At 71.0% G+C, this 17,632-nt stretch carries 14 protein-coding genes; 9 read left to right on the forward strand and 5 right to left on the reverse strand.

The features are described from left to right. Positions 1–777, reverse strand: coding sequence for a serine/threonine protein kinase (locus tag ABT118_RS24720; RefSeq protein ID WP_350672780.1), 777 nt, complete (start codon positions 775–777; stop codon positions 1–3). Positions 778–903: 126 nt separating this feature from the next. Continuing rightward, a complete protein-coding gene (locus tag ABT118_RS24725; RefSeq protein WP_350672782.1) occupies positions 904–1,926 on the reverse strand; it encodes a glycoside hydrolase family 18 protein in 1,023 nt (340 codons plus the stop codon). A 155-nt stretch (positions 1,927–2,081) separates the two neighbouring features. On the opposite strand from ABT118_RS24725, the gene metH reads away from it, so the two are divergent. From metH to ABT118_RS24740, 3 genes are all read left to right on the forward strand, one after another. After that, complete coding sequence (gene metH / locus ABT118_RS24730; RefSeq protein ID WP_350672785.1) at positions 2,082–5,603, forward strand: methionine synthase; 3,522 nt, start codon at positions 2,082–2,084, stop codon at positions 5,601–5,603. Positions 5,604–5,738: 135 nt separating this feature from the next. Next, positions 5,739–6,443 carry an HAD family hydrolase gene (locus ABT118_RS24735; protein ID WP_350672788.1) on the forward strand — a complete coding sequence of 235 codons (705 nt, stop codon included), beginning with the start codon at positions 5,739–5,741 and terminating at the stop codon, positions 6,441–6,443. Positions 6,444–6,757: 314 nt separating this feature from the next. Then, positions 6,758–8,359: an ABC transporter substrate-binding protein gene (locus tag ABT118_RS24740; RefSeq protein WP_350672791.1), complete on the forward strand. Its 1,602-nt coding sequence runs from the start codon at positions 6,758–6,760 to the stop codon at positions 8,357–8,359. 57 nt (positions 8,360–8,416) lie between these two features. Here the strand turns inward: ABT118_RS24740 and ABT118_RS24745 are convergent, their stop codons facing one another. Beyond that, positions 8,417–9,088 (reverse strand): response regulator, encoded by a 672-nt coding sequence (locus ABT118_RS24745; protein WP_350672794.1) that lies wholly within the window; start codon positions 9,086–9,088, stop codon positions 8,417–8,419. Then, entirely contained in the window at positions 9,085–10,077 is a 993-nt protein-coding gene (locus ABT118_RS24750) for a RecB family exonuclease (RefSeq protein WP_350672796.1), read from the reverse strand. Before ABT118_RS24750 ends, ABT118_RS24745 begins: the two co-directional genes overlap by 4 nt. A gap of 211 nt (positions 10,078–10,288) precedes the next feature. Here ABT118_RS24750 and ABT118_RS24755 point away from each other — a divergent pair, with 211 nt between their 5' ends. The 3 genes from ABT118_RS24755 (at position 10,289) to ABT118_RS24765 (ending at position 13,161) form a co-directional block, all read left to right on the forward strand. Continuing rightward, positions 10,289–11,449 carry a site-2 protease family protein gene (locus ABT118_RS24755; protein WP_502884658.1) on the forward strand — a complete coding sequence of 387 codons (1,161 nt, stop codon included), beginning with the start codon at positions 10,289–10,291 and terminating at the stop codon, positions 11,447–11,449. Between the two features lie 48 nt (positions 11,450–11,497). Then, on the forward strand, positions 11,498–12,442 hold the full coding sequence (locus ABT118_RS24760; RefSeq protein WP_350672799.1) for a tRNA (adenine-N1)-methyltransferase: 945 nt from the start codon (positions 11,498–11,500) through the stop codon (positions 12,440–12,442). A 149-nt stretch (positions 12,443–12,591) separates the two neighbouring features. Further along, the gene (locus tag ABT118_RS24765; RefSeq protein WP_350672800.1) at positions 12,592–13,161 is read left to right on the forward strand and encodes a hypothetical protein; all 570 of its coding nucleotides are present in this window, start codon (positions 12,592–12,594) and stop codon (positions 13,159–13,161) included. A gap of 33 nt (positions 13,162–13,194) precedes the next feature. Here the strand turns inward: ABT118_RS24765 and ABT118_RS24770 are convergent, their stop codons facing one another. After that, positions 13,195–13,497 (reverse strand): ferredoxin, encoded by a 303-nt coding sequence (locus tag ABT118_RS24770; RefSeq protein WP_350672802.1) that lies wholly within the window; start codon positions 13,495–13,497, stop codon positions 13,195–13,197. A 287-nt stretch (positions 13,498–13,784) separates the two neighbouring features. Here ABT118_RS24770 and arc point away from each other — a divergent pair, with 287 nt between their 5' ends. The 3 genes from arc to ABT118_RS24785 all read left to right on the forward strand — a co-directional run bounded on the left by arc (position 13,785) and on the right by ABT118_RS24785 (position 17,519). Further along, positions 13,785–15,551 (forward strand): proteasome ATPase, encoded by a 1,767-nt coding sequence (arc, locus tag ABT118_RS24775; protein WP_350672804.1) that lies wholly within the window; start codon positions 13,785–13,787, stop codon positions 15,549–15,551. A gap of 102 nt (positions 15,552–15,653) precedes the next feature. Next, positions 15,654–17,165, forward strand: coding sequence for a depupylase/deamidase Dop (gene dop, locus ABT118_RS24780; RefSeq protein WP_350672808.1), 1,512 nt, complete (start codon positions 15,654–15,656; stop codon positions 17,163–17,165). 135 nt (positions 17,166–17,300) lie between these two features. Further along, entirely contained in the window at positions 17,301–17,519 is a 219-nt protein-coding gene (locus ABT118_RS24785; RefSeq protein WP_350672810.1) for a ubiquitin-like protein Pup, read from the forward strand. Positions 17,520–17,632: the final 113 nt, after the last annotated feature.

The following is a 17,632-nucleotide window of genomic DNA, read 5'->3' on the forward strand; positions in this document are numbered from 1 at the left end:
TCAGCGGCCGCGCGGGGCGGCGGCGACCAGGGTCGGGGCCGGAGCGGCCAGCAGTGCCAGGTGCTCCTCCCGGACCAGGTCGAAGCGCAGCGCCAGCGAGACCAGCTCCTCCCGCTTGCGGCCGGTCCGCCCGCCGTCCTCGCACTCCCGGAGCCGGAGCTTGGTGTCGGCCAGGTAGTCGATGTGGTAGTTGACGGCGGATCGGGTCAGCGCCCGGCAGTCGGGGTGCGGGTGCAGCCGCTGCAGCACGTCGTTCACCCCGGGCACGGCCGCCGCCGAGGGGTCGCGCAGCCGGGGCTCGCAGAGCGCCAGCAGGACGAGGAAGTACTTGGCGGTCGGGTCCAGGGCGAACGGGCTGACGGTGAGCTCGCCGTCCTTGTGCGAGGGCAGCCCGTCCAGATAGGCGTGTTGCGGGGCGAAGACCTTGAAGTCGCTCGGCCCGCCGACCGAGGGCAGCACCACCCGGGCGAATTCGAACGGCACGGGTGCGCCCAGCCGCCCGGGTGCCACCTTGACGTGCTCGCCCGCGCCCTCCAGGTTCTCCACCACGTAGGTCGCGGTGGAGCTGAAGTTGGACAGCCGCCAGTAGTCCTCGGCCGCCGTCACCTCGCCGGCCCGGCGGGAGACCCCCTGGTCGGCCAGCTCGATCGCGACCGGGCAGTCCGGTGCGCCCCGGCCGAAGTCCGCCTGCTCGCCGGGGCCCATCCGCAGCAGTCGGGGCCGGTCCGACGGGGCGTCACCCCGGCGGGGCGGCAGCTGGACGATGACCGTGTCCACGGAGTTCCTCCTGCCGACGGCGACGGGTGGTCGTGCGCGAACCATGGTAGACGCTCCGCTGTCGGCCGGTCACCATCCGTACGGGTGGCGGCCGTTCGGGTCAGCGGCGGCCGGTCCGCCGGGGTCTCAGTGCCACCCCTCCCGGTACGCCGCCCAGTGTGCCGGGGTGGCGGTGAAGTCGACGTACAGCGCCAGGCCGAAGGCCTGCCGCCCGGGCGCCTCGCGGTCGAGCGAGAGTCGGGCACCCCGGACGGCGGCGGCCACCGTCTCGGCCGAGCCCCGGTGGCTGGAGGTGTCGTCCCAGTACGCGGGCAGGCCCATCAGCAGGTCGACCTGAGGGGGCGTCACCTCCAGTGCCAGCGTGGTCTGCTGGGCCACGTACCCGCCGTACAGGGACTCCAGCGGCATCCCGGTGTCGTACGACATCAGGGCGACCTGGTCCACCCGGCGGGCGACCTCGGCGAAGTAGGACTGGGGCCACCACTTCCCGTGGCCGGTCACCCCGGTGGTGATCCGGTGCAGCCCGGGCAGCGGGTCGATCTGCGGGGCGGCGACGGAGAATGGCACGCCGCGCGCGGTGGTCAGCGCGTGGGTGCGGTCGAGCAGGGTGAGGAAGCCCGCCGTGCCGGGGCGGACGGGTTCCATGTCGTAGTGCACGCCGTCGAAGCCGGCGTCCAGCACCTGCCCGGCCGCCGCCACGATCCGGTCCACGGTCTCCGGCCGGTCCAGGTGCAGCCCCGGCTTCTCCGGGGCCACCTCCTGGCCGAGCCAGGACTGCACCCGTACCCCGGGCATCGCCCGGTGCACCTCGGCGAGGAACTGCGCGGCTCTCGGGTAGCGGTTCGCGCGCAGCGAGCCGTCGAACTCCAACGGCCCGGTGTGGACGTAGAGGTCCCGGATCCCGGTCCCGGCGAGCAGCCGCGTCAACCCCTCGACATCCGCTTCCCCCTTGCGTCCGTCGACCCAGGCGTGCCCGAGCCAGAGCGCGTCCCGGCCCCGGGTGCGGGCCTCGGTCGAGGGTTCGCCGGCGTACTGGAGCCGGAGCGCGGCCGCCGCCGAAGCCACCGGGACCAGCAGCAGCACCAGCCCCAGCACGGCCGGGAGCAGCACCTTCTGCCACTTCGGCCTGGCCCGGAATCGCCGCCTCATCGAACTGATCATTTGTCCTCCTTGTGGGCAGAGGACGCTCAGGATGCGAAACGGGTTCTCGGCCCGGGCGGGTGTCCGGATACGCTGACCGCGTGCGTCCCCGTAAATGGGAGGGGTCGCAAAGCCGACAGCCGTCGCACCCAGGGAGCAGCCGCATGGCCACCGTCGTCCCCTCGTCCGCAGCTCAAGACCGCGCGAACGCCTTGCGCGAAGCCCTCGCCACCCGGGTGGTGGTGGCCGACGGCGCGATGGGCACCATGCTCCAGGCGCAGGACCCGTCGATGGAGGACTTCCAGCAGCTCGAGGGCTGCAACGAGGTGCTCAACCTGACCCGCCCCGACATCGTCCGCGCGGTGCACGACGCCTACTTCGAGGTCGGCGTCGACTGCGTGGAGACCAACACCTTCGGTGCGAACCACGCGGCGCTGGCCGAGTACGACATCCCGGAGCGGGTCTTCGAGCTCTCCGAGGCCGGTGCCAGGGTCGCCCGCGAGGCCGCCGACGCCTTCACCGCGCAGGACGGCCGGACGCGCTGGGTGCTCGGTTCGATCGGCCCCGGCACCAAGCTGCCGACGCTCGGCCACGCCCCGTACGAGCTGCTCCGGGACGGCTTCCAGAAGAACGCCGCCGGTCTGATCGCGGGCGGCGCCGACGCGCTGCTGGTGGAGACCAGCCAGGACCTGCTGCAGACCAAGGCCGCCATCCTCGGCTCCAAGCGCGCGCTGGCCGAGGCCGGGCTGGACCTGCCGGTGCTGGTCCAGGTGACGGTGGAGACCACCGGCACCATGCTGCTCGGCTCGGAGATCGGCGCCGCGCTCACCGCGCTGGAGCCGCTCGGCGTGGACTACATCGGACTGAACTGCGCGACCGGTCCGGCCGAGATGAGCGAGCACCTGCGCTACCTGGCCAAGAACGCGAAGATCGGCCTCTCCTGCATGCCGAACGCGGGCCTGCCCGTGCTCGGGAAGAACGGCGCGCACTACCCGCTCAGCCCGGTCGAGCTGGCCGAGGCGCACGACACCTTCACCCGGGAGTACGGCCTCTCGCTGGTCGGCGGCTGCTGCGGCACCACCCCCGAGCACCTGCGCGCGGTGGTCGAGCGGGTCCAGGGCCGCCCGGTGGTCGTCCGCGACCCGCAGCCCGAGCCCGCCGCCTCCTCGCTCTACCAGCCGGTGCCGTTCCGGCAGGACACCTCCTACCTGGCGATCGGCGAGCGCACCAACGCCAACGGCTCGAAGAAGTTCCGCGACTCGATGCTGGCCGGCGACTGGCAGGCCTGCGTGGAGATCGCCCGGGACCAGATCCGCGACGGCTCCCACCTGCTCGACCTCTGCGTCGACTACGTCGGCCGCGACGGCGTCGCCGACATGAAGGAGATCGCGGGCCGGCTGGCCACCGCGTCCACCCTGCCGATCGTGCTGGACTCCACCGAGCCGGACGTGCTCCGGGCCGGTCTGGAGGCGCTCGGCGGCCGGGCGGTGCTCAACTCGGTCAACTACGAGGACGGCGACGGCCCGGACACCCGGTTCGGCCGGATCGCGGGCCTGGCCCGCGAGCACGGCGCCGGCCTGATCGCGCTGACCATCGACGAGGAGGGCCAGGCCCGCACCGCCGAGACGAAGGTGGCGATCGCCGAGCGGCTGATCACCCAGCTCACCACCGAGTACGGCGTCGACGAGGGCTCGATCCTGGTCGACTGCCTGGCCTTCACCCTGGGCACCGGCCAGGAGGAGTCCCGCCGGGACGGCATCGAGACGATCGAGGCGATCCGCGAGCTGAAGCGCCGTCACCCCGACGTGCAGACCACGCTCGGCCTCTCCAACATCTCCTTCGGCCTCAGCCCGGCCGCCCGCCAGGTGATCAACTCGGTCTTCCTGAACGAGTGCGTCGAGGCCGGTCTGGACTCGGCGATCGTGCACGCCTCCAAGATCCTGCCGATGGCCCGGATCCCCGAGGCGCAGCGCGCCGTCGCGCTCGACCTGGTCTACGACCGCCGCCGCCCGGCCACCGACACCGAGGACGCCTACGACCCGCTGCAGACGCTGCTCCAGCTCTTCGAGGGCGTCAGCATGGCCTCCAGCGCGGCCTCCAAGGCCGAGGAGCTGGCCGCGCTGCCGCTGGAGGAGCGGCTGCAGCGCCGGATCATCGACGGCGAGCGCAAGGGCCTCGAAGCCGACCTGGACGAGGCGCTGACGGAGCGTCCGGCGCTGGAGATCGTCAACTCGACCCTGCTGGCGGGCATGAAGGTGGTCGGCGAGCTGTTCGGCTCCGGCCAGATGCAGCTGCCGTTCGTGCTGCAGTCCGCCGAGGTGATGAAGACCGCGGTGGCCCACCTGGAGCCGCACATGGAGAAGTCCGACGACGAGGGCAAGGGCACCATCGTGCTCGCCACCGTCAAGGGCGACGTCCACGACATCGGCAAGAACCTGGTCGACATCATCCTGTCGAACAACGGCTACACCGTGGTCAACCTCGGCATCAAGCAGCCCGTCTCCGCCATCCTGGACGCGGCCCAGGAACACCGGGCCGACGTGATCGGGATGTCCGGCCTGCTGGTGAAGTCCACCGTCATCATGAAGGAGAACCTGCAGGAGCTGAACCAGCGTCAGCTCGCCGCGGACTTCCCCGTCATCCTCGGCGGCGCCGCCCTCACCCGGGCCTACGTCGAGCAGGACCTGCACGAGATCTACGAGGGCGAGGTCCGCTACGCCCGGGACGCGTTCGAGGGCCTGCGCCTGATGGACGCGCTGATCGCGGTCAAGCGCGGCGTCCCCGGCGCGGTGCTGCCGGAGCTCAAGCAGCGCCGGCACGCCCGGGTCGAGGTGGAGGAGGTCGAGGAGGTCAACCTCGGCCAGATCCGCTCCGACGTCTCGGTGGACAACCGGGTTCCGGCCCCGCCGTTCTGGGGCGACCGGATCGTCAAGGGCATCCCGTTCGCCGACTACTCCTCCTGGCTGGACGAGGACGCGCTGTTCAAGGGCCAGTGGGGCCTGAAGGCGGCGCGCAACGGCGGGCCCTCGTACGAGGAGCTGGTGGAGACCGAGGGCCGCCCCCGGCTGCGGATGTGGCTGGACCGGCTGCAGACCGAGGGCTGGCTGGAGGCCGCCGTGGTCTACGGCTACTACCCGGCCGCCTCCAAGGGCGACGACCTGCTGGTCTACAACCAGGACGGCAGCGAGCGCACCCGCTTCACCTTCCCGCGGCAGCGCCGCGGCCGCCGGCTCTGCCTGGCCGACTTCTTCCGTCCGGAGGAGAGCGGCCAGAAGGACGTGCTGGGCCTGCAGGTGGTCACCATGGGCAACCGGATCTCCGAGGCGGCCAACGAGCTGTTCGCCGCCGACGCCTACCGGGACTACCTGGAGCTGCACGGCCTCTCGGTCCAACTGGCCGAGGCGCTGGCCGAGTTCTGGCACGCCCGGGTCCGGTTCGAGCTGGGCTTCGGCGACGAGGACCCGCAGGACGTCAAGGACATGTTCGCGCTGAAGTACCGCGGCGCCCGCTTCTCGCTCGGCTACGGGGCCTGCCCCGAGCTGGAGGACCGGGCCAAGATCGCCGAGCTGCTGCAGCCGGAGCGGATCGGCGTGGTGCTCTCGGAGGAGTTCCAGCTGCACCCGGAGCAGTCCACCGACGCGATCGTGATCCACCACCCGGAGGCGAAGTACTTCAACGCCAGGTAACCAGGATGCCGCGCTCCGTTCGCGTCCTTTCGGTGCGCGGGGCGTATCCTGGATCACCCTTGAACGGGCCGGTCCGCTGACCAGCGGGCCGGCCTGTGCCATCCCCGGGGACGGCCGGACGGAAGGACGCCCACCATGACCACCAGCTCCACCGCCATCCAGCTGCTCGACCACGGGCCCGGTGACGGCCTCCAGGCCGTCCTGCTCGACATGGACGGGACCCTGGTCGACACCGAGGACTTCTGGTGGCAGTCGGAGGTCTCGCTCTTCGCCGAGCTCGGCCACGAGCTGAACGAGGCGGACCGGGCGCACGTGGTCGGCGGTCCGATGAGCCGGGTGCTGGACTACCTGATCGCCACCACCGGCGTCGGGATCGGCCCGGCCGAGCTGACCCGGCTGATCAACCAGCGCTTCGTCGACCTGCTGGCCGGCGGCGTCCCGCTGATGCCGGGGGCCGAGCGGCTGCTCAACACGCTGGCCGCGCACGGCATCCCGGCCGCGCTGGTGTCCGCCTCGCACCGGCACATCATCGACATCGTGCTGGAGAGCCTGGGCCGGCACCACTTCGCCTTCTCGATCGCGGGGGACGAGGTGGCCCGCACCAAGCCGAACCCCGACCCGTACCTGGCGGCGGTGGCCCGGTTCGGTGCCGAGCCCGGCCGCTGCGTGGTGGTCGAGGACGCCCCGACCGGGGTGCTGGCCGGCGAGGCGGCCGGCTGCCCGGTGATCGCGGTGCCCTCGGTGGCCCCGATCGAGCCCGGCCCGGGCCGTACGGTGCTGCGCTCGCTGGAGCAGCTCGACCTGGACCTGTTGCGCTCCGTAGTGGCCGCCCGGGTCTGAGGGCCCCAGCTCCGGGTGCTGCTCCGGGTGTGAGATTGCTCTCGCCCGCGCTGCCCGCCGTCGCCGACCGGTGACGGCGGGCAGCGCTGTGTGCGGGAGAAAACGGGCATTGGCTGACAACTCGCCAGATCCGCGGTCCTGACGCTCCGTCATCAAATGTCCGGTCATCTCGACGGATGGTATTCGTGCGTGATCGATATGGCACGCTACATCCGATCAGACCCCGACCGAAGACGTCCCGCCACACCCCGGCGGGCGCACGACGGCAGCCACCGGTTCACCCCCGGTCAGCCCGCAGAAGGAACGTGTTCCGCATGACTTCAGCCCACAGACTGGCCGTGCTGGCATGCGCCACACTGGTCGCCACGACGGCCGCGGGCTGCGCCTCCGCCAAGAAGGCGGTCACCGGCAGTGACGACAAGGGCGCCATCACGATGGGGAGCACCAGCGGCACCACGGTGCTGGACCCGGCCGGTGCCTACGACGCCGGCTCCTGGCTGATCCTCAACAACACCTTCCAGTCGCTGCTGAAGTTCCCCGCCGGGGCCACCAGCCCGATGCCCGACGCGGCCGAGTCCTGTGCCTTCACCGGGGCCGACGCGCTGGTCTACAAGTGCGAGCTGCGCAGCGGGCTGAAGTTCTCCAACGGCCACCCGCTGACCGCCGAGGACGTGGTCTTCTCGATCCGCCGGATGCAGAAGATCAACGACGAGAACGGCCCCTCCGCGCTGCTCTCGACCATCAAGTCGGTCGAGGCCAAGGGCGCCGCCGAGGTCACCATCCAGCTGACCACCCCGGACGCGGTGCTCCCGGCCAAGCTGGCCTCGGCGGCCGGCTCGATCGTCGACCACCAGGTCTTCCCGGCCGACGCGCTGCTGGCCAACGACAAGCTGGTCGGCTCCGGCCCGTACAAGATCGACTCGATCGAGGCCAACGGCGACGCCGGGCTGCGCAAGGTCGCGCTCTCCGCCAACGGGGAGTACCACGGCGACGCCAAGCTGCAGAACAACAAGTTCGTGCTGCGCTACTTCGACGACGGCGCCCAGCTCAAGACCGCGCTGGAGCAGGGCGAGATCGACCTGGCCGACAACGGCCTGGACCCGGCCACCGCCGCCAAGCTCAAGGACGACCAGCTGGCGGGCACCGGCAAGATCAAGATCGCCGAGGGCGAGAGCGCCGAGACCCGGTTCCTGGCCTTCAACACCAAGGACGCCGTGACCGGCAACCCGGCCGTCCGGCAGGCGGTGGCGCAGCTGGTGGACCGCAAGGTGCTGGCCCGCGACGTGTACGCGCGCACCGTGCAGCCGCTCTACTCGGTCGTCCCGGCCGGGATCAACGGCCACAACACCTCGTTCTTCGACCACTACGGCGAGCCGGACGTGGCCAAGGCCAAGAAGCTGCTCACCGCCGCCAAGGTGGCCACCCCGGTCAAGCTCAGCCTGACCTGGTCCCGGGCCCGGGCCGGCGAGGCTGAGGCCAAGGAGCTGAAGAAGCAGCTGGACGCCAGCGGCCTGTTCCAGGTGACGGTCCAGCAGGAGTCGGACTGGACCGCCTACCAGCAGGGCTGGATCGACGGCAAGTACCAGGCCTACGTGGTCGGTTGGACCCCGGACTACGCGGACGCGGACAACTTCGTCACCCCGCTCGTGGTCGAGGGCGGCGCCTTCCACACCGGCTGGGACGACCCGCGGATCAGCCAGAAGCTGGTGCCGGAGAGCATCAAGCAGACCGACCGCACCGCCGGTGGCGCCTACGCGCAGATGCAGAACCTGGTCGCCGACGCCGCGCCGCTGGTGCCGCTGTTCCAGAACAAGGCGTTCTACGCCTCGGGCACCGACATCACCGGGGTGGACGGCACGGTGGACACCACCGGCGTGTTCCGGTTCTGGGAGATCGGCCGCGCCGCCAAGAAGTAACGGTTCATCAGGAAGGGCCCGCCCCCGGTCACCGGGGGCGGGCCCTTCCTGTGTGCCTTACTGCGCGCCCGGCCGGACCAGACCGCTCTCGTACGCGTACACGGCGGCCTGCACCCGGTCGCGCAGCTGGAGCTTGGTCAGCACGTGGCCGACGTGCGTCTTCACCGTCGTCTCGCTGACGTACAGCTCGCTCGCGACCTCCGCGTTGGACAGCCCCCGGGCCACCAGCTTGAGCACCTCCAGCTCACGCTCCGTCAGCGAGGCGAGCGCCTGCGGCGGAGTCTCGTCGCCGGAGGGCAGCTTGGTGGCGTACATGTCCAGCAGCCGGCGGGTGATCGACGGGGCCAGCATCGCCGCGCCGTCCGCGACCACCCGGATCGCCTGCACCAGCTCCTCGGCCGGGACGTCCTTGAGCAGGAAGCCGCTGGCCCCCGCCCGGAGCGCCTCGACCACGTACTCGTCCAGGTCGAAGGTGGTGAGCACCAGCACCTTGGCCGGGCCGTCCCGGCCGGGGCCGGCGATCCGCCGGGTGGCCTCGACGCCGTCCATCCGGGGCATCCGGATGTCCATCAGCACCACGTCCGGCTGGAGCGCCCGGACCTGCTCAAGCGCCTGCTGCCCGTCCCCGGCCTCGCCGACCACCACCAGGTCGGACTCGGCCTCCAGGATCATCCGGAAGCCGGTACGCAGCAGTGGCTGGTCGTCGACCAGCAGCACTCGGATCGTCACTCGGACTCCTTGCCCGTCTGTCCCGTCACGGGACCGTCGTCGGTGCGCGCGTCGGCGCGCTCGTCATCGCGCTCGCCGGGGGCACCGGGCCCCCGCTGGAGCGGCAGCGGGTACGGCGGGGGAGTGCCCCCGAACTCCGGACAGCTGCTCTGGTGGTCGCACCAGTCGCACAGCCGGTTGCGGGTGGCCGGGAAGTCGCCGGTGGCCACCGCCTGGCCGATCGCCTCCCACAGCGCCGTCAGCTTCCGCTCCACCGCGAGCAGGTCGGCCTCGTCCGGGTCGTAGCTGACCACGTCCCCGCCGCCGCCGAGGTAGACCAGCTGGAGGCGCTTGGGCAGGACGCCCTTCCACCGCCAGACCACCAGGGCGTAGAACTTCATCTGGAACATCGCCTTGCCCTCGAAGTCCCGCGAGGGCGCCCGGCCGGTCTTGTAGTCGACCAGCCTGACCTCACCGCTCGGCGCGACGTCGACCCGGTCGATGTAGCCGCGCAGCAGCAGGCCCGACTCCAGCACCGTCTCCACGTAGAGCTCGCGCTCCACCGGGTGCAGCCTGGTCGGGTCCTCCAGCCGGAACCAGCGGTCGATCAGCTTCTCCGCGTCCCCGAGCCAGCGGGCCAGCGCCGCGCCGTCCGGGTCCTCGGGGAAGAGCCCGGAGAGCTCGGGCCGCTCGCCGAGCAGCCGCTCCCACTGGGGGCGGAGCAGGCCCAGGGCCTGCTCCGGGGTCCGCTCGGCGGCCGGGCTGTCGAACAGCCGCTCCAGCACCGCGTGCACCACGGTGCCGCGGGTCGCGGCGGCGCTGGGCGGTTCGGGCAGCCGGTCGATCACCCGCAGCCGGTAGAGCAGCGGGCAGGTCATGAAATCGCCCGCCCGGCTCGGCGACAGCCCGGTCGGCGGCCGGGCCGTGCGCTGGGCCGGAACCGCGGTGGCGGAGTCGGCCGCGGAGTCGGTGGGGACAGCCTCGGGATGGGCGCTGTCGGTCTGGTGCATACCCCGACCCTATTGCCCCCGGCCGTCATCCCGCCGACAGCCCGCTGTCACGCCCGGACACAGCTCGGCAACGACGGCACTCCGCCGTGCGTTGGACGGGTAGAGAACCTCGGACGGGGCGGTCGGCCGATCCGGGGCGGGATCACGTAGCGTGGCAGGGCAGCGGCCCGTGGCCGGACACAGCAGCGATCGACGAGACAAAGGGGCCACGGTGAGCGAGACCAGCGGGCGGCAGGAACGGCCCGGGGGGATCCTGATGGGTCGTCCGTTCGGCGTCCCGGTCTACGTCACACCGTCCTGGTTCGTCATCGCCGCACTGATCACCTGGATCTTCGGCGGCCAGCTCACCGAGGTGCTGCCCGAGCTCGGCGGCACCCGCTACCTGGTCTCGTTCTCGTTCGCGGTCGCGTTCTACGCCTCGGTGCTGGTGCACGAGCTGGCGCACACCGTGGTGGCGCTGCGGCTCCGGCTCAACCCCAAGCGGATCCAGCTCCAGTTCTTTGGCGGCGTCTCGGAGATCGAGAAGGAGGCCGAGACCCCGGCCCGGGAGTTCTGGCTGGCCTTCGTCGGCCCGCTGCTCTCGCTGGTCCTCGGCGGCCTGTTCTACCTGGTCTTCCAGGCGGTCGAGCCGTCCAGCGTGCCCGGCGTGCTGCTGGCCGGACTCTTCGTCAGCAACCTGGTGGTGGCCGCCTTCAACCTGCTCCCCGGCCTGCCGCTGGACGGCGGCCGGATCCTGCGCGCACTGGTCTGGGGCGTCACCGGCCGCCCGATGGCCGGCACCGTGGCCGCGGCCTGGATCGGCCGCGGGCTGGCCCTGGTGGTGCTGATCGGCCTGCCGATGTACGCCGCCGCGCGCGGCGGCCCGGAGCGCTCCACCTCGGACAGCCTGATCGACAGCGTGCTGGCCGCCGTGCTGGCCGTGATCATCTGGAACGGGGCCGGCGGCGCCCTGCGCAACGCCCGGCTCAAGGCGGCGCTGCCCGGCCTCCGGCTGGCCGAACTGGCCCGGCGCAGCGTCTCGGTGACCGCCGACACCCCGCTCGGCGAGGCGCTCCGGCGGGCCCGGGAGGCCCAGGCCGGCGCGGTCGTGGTGGTGGACGGCAACGGCGAGCCGACCGGCCTGGTGAAGGAGGCGGCGGTGAACGCCGTCCCGGAGCAGCGCCGCCCCTGGGTCGCGGTCGGCGCCCTGGCCAGGGACGTGGTGCCGGGCCTGCGCCTCGGCGTGGAGCTGACCGGGGAGCAGCTGCTGACCGCGATGCGCGCCACCCCGGCGACCGAGTACCTGGTGGTCCGGCCGGACGGCACGGTGTACGGGGTGCTGACCCTGACCGACCTGGAGAAGCGGCTGAGCACGGCCGTCCGCGGCCGCTGAAAGATCACTTGGTCGGCGGAGCGTTCCGTTTCCCTTAGGATTGTCCGCATGTCCGAACCGACCGGTGCCACCCGCCGACGCGGGCCCTTCCAGGTCGGGGACCAGGTCCAGCTGACCGACCCCAAGGGCCGCCACTACACGTTCACGCTCCAGGCCGGGAACCAGTTCCACACCCACAAGGGTGCGTTCCCCCATGACGAGCTGATCGGTGCCCCCGAGGGAACCGTCGTGCGCACCACGGGGAACGTCCCGTACCTCGCGCTGCGCCCCCTGCTCCCCGACTACGTCCTCTCCATGCCCCGCGGCGCCGCCGTGATCTACCCCAAGGACGCGGGGCAGATCCTGGCGATGGCCGACATCTTCGCGGGCGCCCGCGTGGTCGAGGCGGGCGTCGGCTCCGGCGCGCTCTCCACGTACCTGCTGCGCGCCGTCGGTGACACCGGCCTGCTCGCCTCGTACGAGCGCCGCCAGGACTTCGCCGACATCGCCAAGGCCAACGTCGAGCGCTACTTCGGCAGCCCGCACCCGGCCTGGAAGCTGACGGTCGGTGACCTCCAGGACAACCTGGTGGAGACCGAGGTCGACCGGATCATCCTGGACATGCTCGCCCCCTGGGAGTGCCTGGACGTCGCCTCCGCGGCGCTCGTCCCCGGTGGCCTGCTCTGCTGCTACGTGGCCACCACCACGCAGCTCTCGCGGACGGTCGAGGCGCTGCGCGAGCACGGCACCTTCACCGAGCCGCAGTCCTGGGAGACCATGGTCCGCACCTGGCACGTCGAGGGTCTCGCGGTCCGCCCGGACCACCGCATGATCGGCCACACCGGCTTCCTGCTGACGTCCCGTCGGCTGGCCGACGGCGTCGAGCCGCCGCTGCGCCGCCGCCGCCCGGCCAAGGGCGCCTACGGCGAGGACTACGACAACGGCACCGGTCCGGCGGAGCCCACGCTGGCCGAGCGCGCGGCCGCCCGGGCCGCAGCCAAGGACGCCGGGTAACAGCACCGACAGCACAGCAGGGGCGCGGAGCCGGAAGGCTCCGCGCCCCTGTTTGGTCTCCCGGGCGCGGGGCGTGAAATGATGCACGCTCGATGCCACCCCACCCTGGAGGGGACTGCCTGGTGGAACTCGCGGCCGAGACGGTGCAGATGACAGAGCAGCAGGTCGGGCCCCCGACCGCCCGGACCCGGGTGCGGCACTGGGTGCTGGTGGCGGCGGCCACCGCAGCGGTGATCGCCGGGGCGCTGGCGGTGGTTCCGGCCAGGGGCGTACCGACCGCGACCAGACCGGCCGCGCCGAGCGCGCTCCCGAGCGCCGCCGCCCCCGACCCCGGCCGGGCCCTGCTGCCGCTCGACTGCGGCCCGCTGCCCACCACGGTGGCGCTGAGCTTCGCCGCCGTCCTGGACGGCCGCCCGACCACCGTGGCGGCGGCGCACTGCGCGGCGGAGAACGGCACCCCGCCGGACGGCGTCTACCTGCTGATCCCGGGTCAGGACGGCCGGCCGCAGATCTCGGCCGCCCTGGTGAAGCCCGAGGAGGGCCTGACCGTCACCGAGCTCAGGCTGCGCAGCGATGGCACGGTCACGGCCCGGGCCCGGGGCTACTCCAGCGACGAGATCCCGCGCTACGCCCCGGACCTGACGGTGCTGCTGTCATGGCACCGGCAGGGCGGCGACTGGCTCCGCAGCAGGACCACCGAGCCGGCCGCCAAGACCTGAGCGCCCGCGGCCCGGGCGCCCGTGACCTGACGGTCAGTCCGCGTCCGGGCCGTATACCTCGACCCGGTCGGCCACCCGGCGGACGTGGATGCAGTCGCCGGGGCACTCCTTGGCCGAGTCCACCACGTCCTGAAGCAGCGTCAGCGGCACCGGTGCGGTGTCCCCGGGCTGCTGGCGCAGCTCGTCGTCGTCGCCCTTGACGTAGGCCAGCCCGTCGATGTCCAACTCGAAGACCTCGGGGGCGTACTGGACGCAGATCCCGTCCCCGGTGCAGAGGTCCTGGTCGATCCAGACCTCAAGCGCTTCACCCGTCGTGGCCTCGCCGGTCACCGACATGTCCCCTGCCGTTTCCTGCCCAGTCCGGTCTATCCCGTCCTGGGGCATTCCTGCCATTCGTACACTGATCCGACCGCGTCCCCTGGTCACGATCGGATATTGACCCGACCGACGATACATCTGGTCCGCTTTGACCGGTGCGCGCTGGGTATCTCCCTAGCAGAGGGGAAGCAATCCGAGGGCGAAGATCGGACACGCCCGTTCCAACTTTCTGATCTAGGGGTTTACACCCCCCTGGTCCCAGGTAGGTTTGGGTCGTCCAGCTCCCCCAGGAGGAGGTGAGGACCGTGGCATCCCACGATGACGACTACAACCGCAGCGCCGGCCGGCCCGTTCGGGGTTCCGACGAGGCTGCTCAGGTCTCGTACCTTGAGCAGGAGGTCGCCGCCCTGCGCCGCAAGCTCGCCGACTCACCGCGCAGTTCTCGGATTCTCGAGGACCGCATCGTCGAGCTCCAGACCAACCTGGCCGGTGTCACCGCCCAGAACGAACGGCTCGCCTCCACGCTCCGAGAGGCCCGCGACCAGATCGTGGCCCTCAAGGAGGAAGTCGACCGGCTCGCCCAGCCCCCGGCCGGATTCGGCACCTTCCTCAGCCAGAACGAGGACGGCACCGCCGACATCTTCACCGGTGGCCGCAAGCTGCGGGTGAACGTGAGCCCGAGCATCGACCTCGACGAACTCCGGCGCGGCCAGGAGGTGATGCTCAACGAGGCGCTCAACGTCGTGGAAGCGATGGCCTTCGAGAGCATCGGCGACATCGTCACCCTCAAGGAAGTCCTGGAGGACGGCGAGCGCGCCCTGGTCACCGGCCACACCGACGAGGAGCGGCTGGTCCGGCTCGCCGAGCCGCTGCACGGGATCAAGCTCCGCCCGGGCGACGCCCTGCTGCTGGAGCCCCGCTCCGGCTACGTCTACGAGGTCGTGCCCAAGTCGGAGGTCGAGGACCTGGTCCTCGAGGAGGTCCCGGACATCGACTACCGGCAGATCGGCGGTCTGGGCAACCAGATCGAGCAGATCCGCGACGCGGTCGAGCTCCCGTACCTGCACGCCGACCTGTTCAAGGAGTACGAGCTGCGCCCGCCCAAGGGCGTACTGCTCTACGGTCCGCCCGGCTGCGGGAAGACGCTCATCGCCAAGGCGGTGGCGAACTCCCTCGCCAAGAAGGTCGCCGAGGTGACCGGGCGCCCGCAGGGCAAGAGCTACTTCCTGAACATCAAGGGCCCGGAGCTGCTGAACAAGTACGTCGGTGAGACCGAGCGGCAGATCCGCCTGGTCTTCCAGCGGGCCAGGGAGAAGGCCAGCGAGGGCACTCCGGTCATCGTCTTCTTCGACGAGATGGAGTCGCTCTTCCGCACCCGCGGTTCCGGTGTCAGCTCGGACGTGGAGAACACCATCGTCCCCCAGCTGCTCGCCGAGATCGACGGCGTGGAGGGCCTGGAGAACGTCATCGTGATCGGCGCCTCGAACCGCGAGGACATGATCGACCCGGCGATCCTCCGGCCCGGCCGGCTGGACGTCAAGATCAAGATCGAGCGCCCCGACGCCGAGGCCGCGAAGGACATCTTCTCCAAGTACCTCAAGGACTCGCTGCCGTTCCACCCGGACGACCTCAAGGAGCACGAGGGCTCGGTCGCCGCGACCGTGCTCGGCATGATCCAGGCCGTGGTCGAGCGGATGTACACCGAGACCGAGGAGAACCGCTTCCTGGAGGTCACCTACGCCAACGGTGACAAGGAGGTCCTGTACTTCAAGGACTTCAACTCCGGCGCGATGATCCAGAACATCGTCGACCGGGCGAAGAAGATGGCGATCAAGGCCTTCCTCGACACCGGCCAGCACGGTCTGCGGGTCGCGCACCTGCTCGCCGCCTGCGTGGACGAGTTCAAGGAGAACGAGGACCTGCCGAACACCACGAACCCGGACGACTGGGCCCGGATCTCGGGCAAGAAGGGCGAGCGGATCGTCTTCATCCGCACGCTGGTCACCGGGAAGCAGGGGGCCGAGTCCGGCCGCTCGATCGACACGGTCGCCAACACCGGGCAGTACCTGTAGCACCGCTCCACCTGAAGGACAGCTCAACTCACCGTCCGGCTGCGGCGCCCACCCGCCCCGCAGCCGGACGGCGCGTCTCGGGATATTCCAGAGGAGGGCCGCATGACCGTACGGCGCGTGATGGGGATCGAGACCGAGTACGGGATCTCCGTGCCGGGCCACCCGAACGCCAACGCCATGCTCACCTCGTCCCAGATCGTCAACGCCTACGCGGCCGCGATGCACCGGGCGCGGCGGGCTCGCTGGGACTTCGAGGAGGAGAACCCGCTGCGCGACGCCCGGGGCTTCGACCTCGCGCGCGACGTGGCCGACTCCAGCCAGCTGACCGACGAGGACATCGGCCTGGCCAACATCATCCTCACCAACGGCGCCCGGTTCTACGTCGACCACGCGCACCCCGAGTACAGCTCACCGGAGATCACCAACCCGCGCGACGCGGTGCTCTGGGACAAGGCCGGGGAACGGATCATGGCCGCCGCGGCCGCCCGCGCGCTGGAGCTGCCGAACGGCCAGCGGATCAACCTGTACAAGAACAACACCGACAACAAGGGCGCCTCCTACGGCACCCACGAGAACTACCTGATGCAGCGGGCCACGCCGTTCGCCGACATCGTCCGCCACCTCACCCCGTTCTTCGTCTCCCGGCAGGTGATCACCGGCGCGGGCCGGGTCGGTCTCGGCCAGGAGGGCAACTCGGACGGCTTCCAGATCAGCCAGCGGGCCGACTACTTCGAGGTCGAGGTCGGTCTGGAGACCACGCTCAAGCGGCCCATCATCAACACCAGGGACGAGCCGCACGCGGACGCCGAGAAGTACCGCCGGCTCCATGTGATCATCGGCGACGCCAACCTCTCGGAGATCTCCACCTACCTCAAGCTGGGCACCACCGCGCTGGTCCTGACGATGATCGAGGAAGGCTTCATCACCTCCGACCTCGCCGTCGACCAGCCGGTCCGGACCCTGCACCGGGTCTCGCACGACCCCTCGCTCAAGTACCAGCTCCAGCTGCGCAGCGGCCGCCGGCTGACCGCCGTCCAGCTCCAGCTGGAGTACTACGAGCTGGCCCGCAAGTACGTCGAGGACCGCTACGGCCAGGATGCCGACGAGCAGACCCTGGACGTGCTGGCCCGCTGGGAGGACGTGCTGGGCCGGCTGGAGAACGACCCGATGAGCCTGTCCCGGCAGCTCGACTGGATCGCCAAGAAGGAGATCCTGGAGGGCTACCGCCAGCGCGACGGCCTGGACTGGGACAGCTCCCGGCTCCAGCTGGTCGACCTCCAGTACAGCGACGTACGGCCGGACAAGGGCCTCTACAACCGGCTGGTGGCGCGCGGCAGGTTCGAGCGCCTGGTCACCGAGGACGAGGTCACCAGGGCGGTCTCCAAGCCGCCCGAGGACACCAGGGCGTACTTCCGCGGGCGCTGCCTGGAGCAGTACGCCGACCACGTGGCGGCGGCCTCCTGGGACTCCGTCATCTTCGACCTGCCGGGCCGGGACTCGCTCCAGCGGGTGCCGACGCTGGAGCCGCTGCGCGGGACCAGGGAGCACGTCGAGGCCCTCCTGGACCGCTGTCGCACGGCCGAGGACCTGGTCCGGATCCTCTCCGGCGGGTAACTTTTCGATCACCACGGGTGAACATCCCACGACGGGGAATCATCCTGACGAACGACGAACGTTGTACAGGAACCGGACGCGGAAGTCGTAGCCGGTGGATAGGGTCGGACCAACCGAGCGAGCGGGGTGAGGTACATGGCCAGCAAGGACACCGGCGGTGGGCAGCAGCGGGCGAACCGTTCCTCCGAGGAGGTCGAGGAGCAGGCCGTAGAGGCGCAGTCCTCGGACGACCTCAAGGAGCGCCAGGAAAAGCTCAACGACGACGTGGACGCGGTCCTGGACGAAATCGACGACGTGCTCGAGTCGAATGCGGAGGATTTCGTCCGGCAGTTCGTCCAGAAGGGCGGCCAGTAGCCGCCGTCAGTTCTTCTCGTCGCGCGCGGCAATCCCGTCAGAAATGCACGGGGTTGCCGCGCGCAAACTTCGGACCTCCTGTCAGGTGGATCACACCCGGCAAACGGGTAGTG

Origin of the sequence: Kitasatospora sp. NPDC002040 (assembly GCF_040296785.1) — a bacterium.
Taxonomy (GTDB): Bacteria; Actinomycetota; Actinomycetes; order Streptomycetales; family Streptomycetaceae; genus Kitasatospora.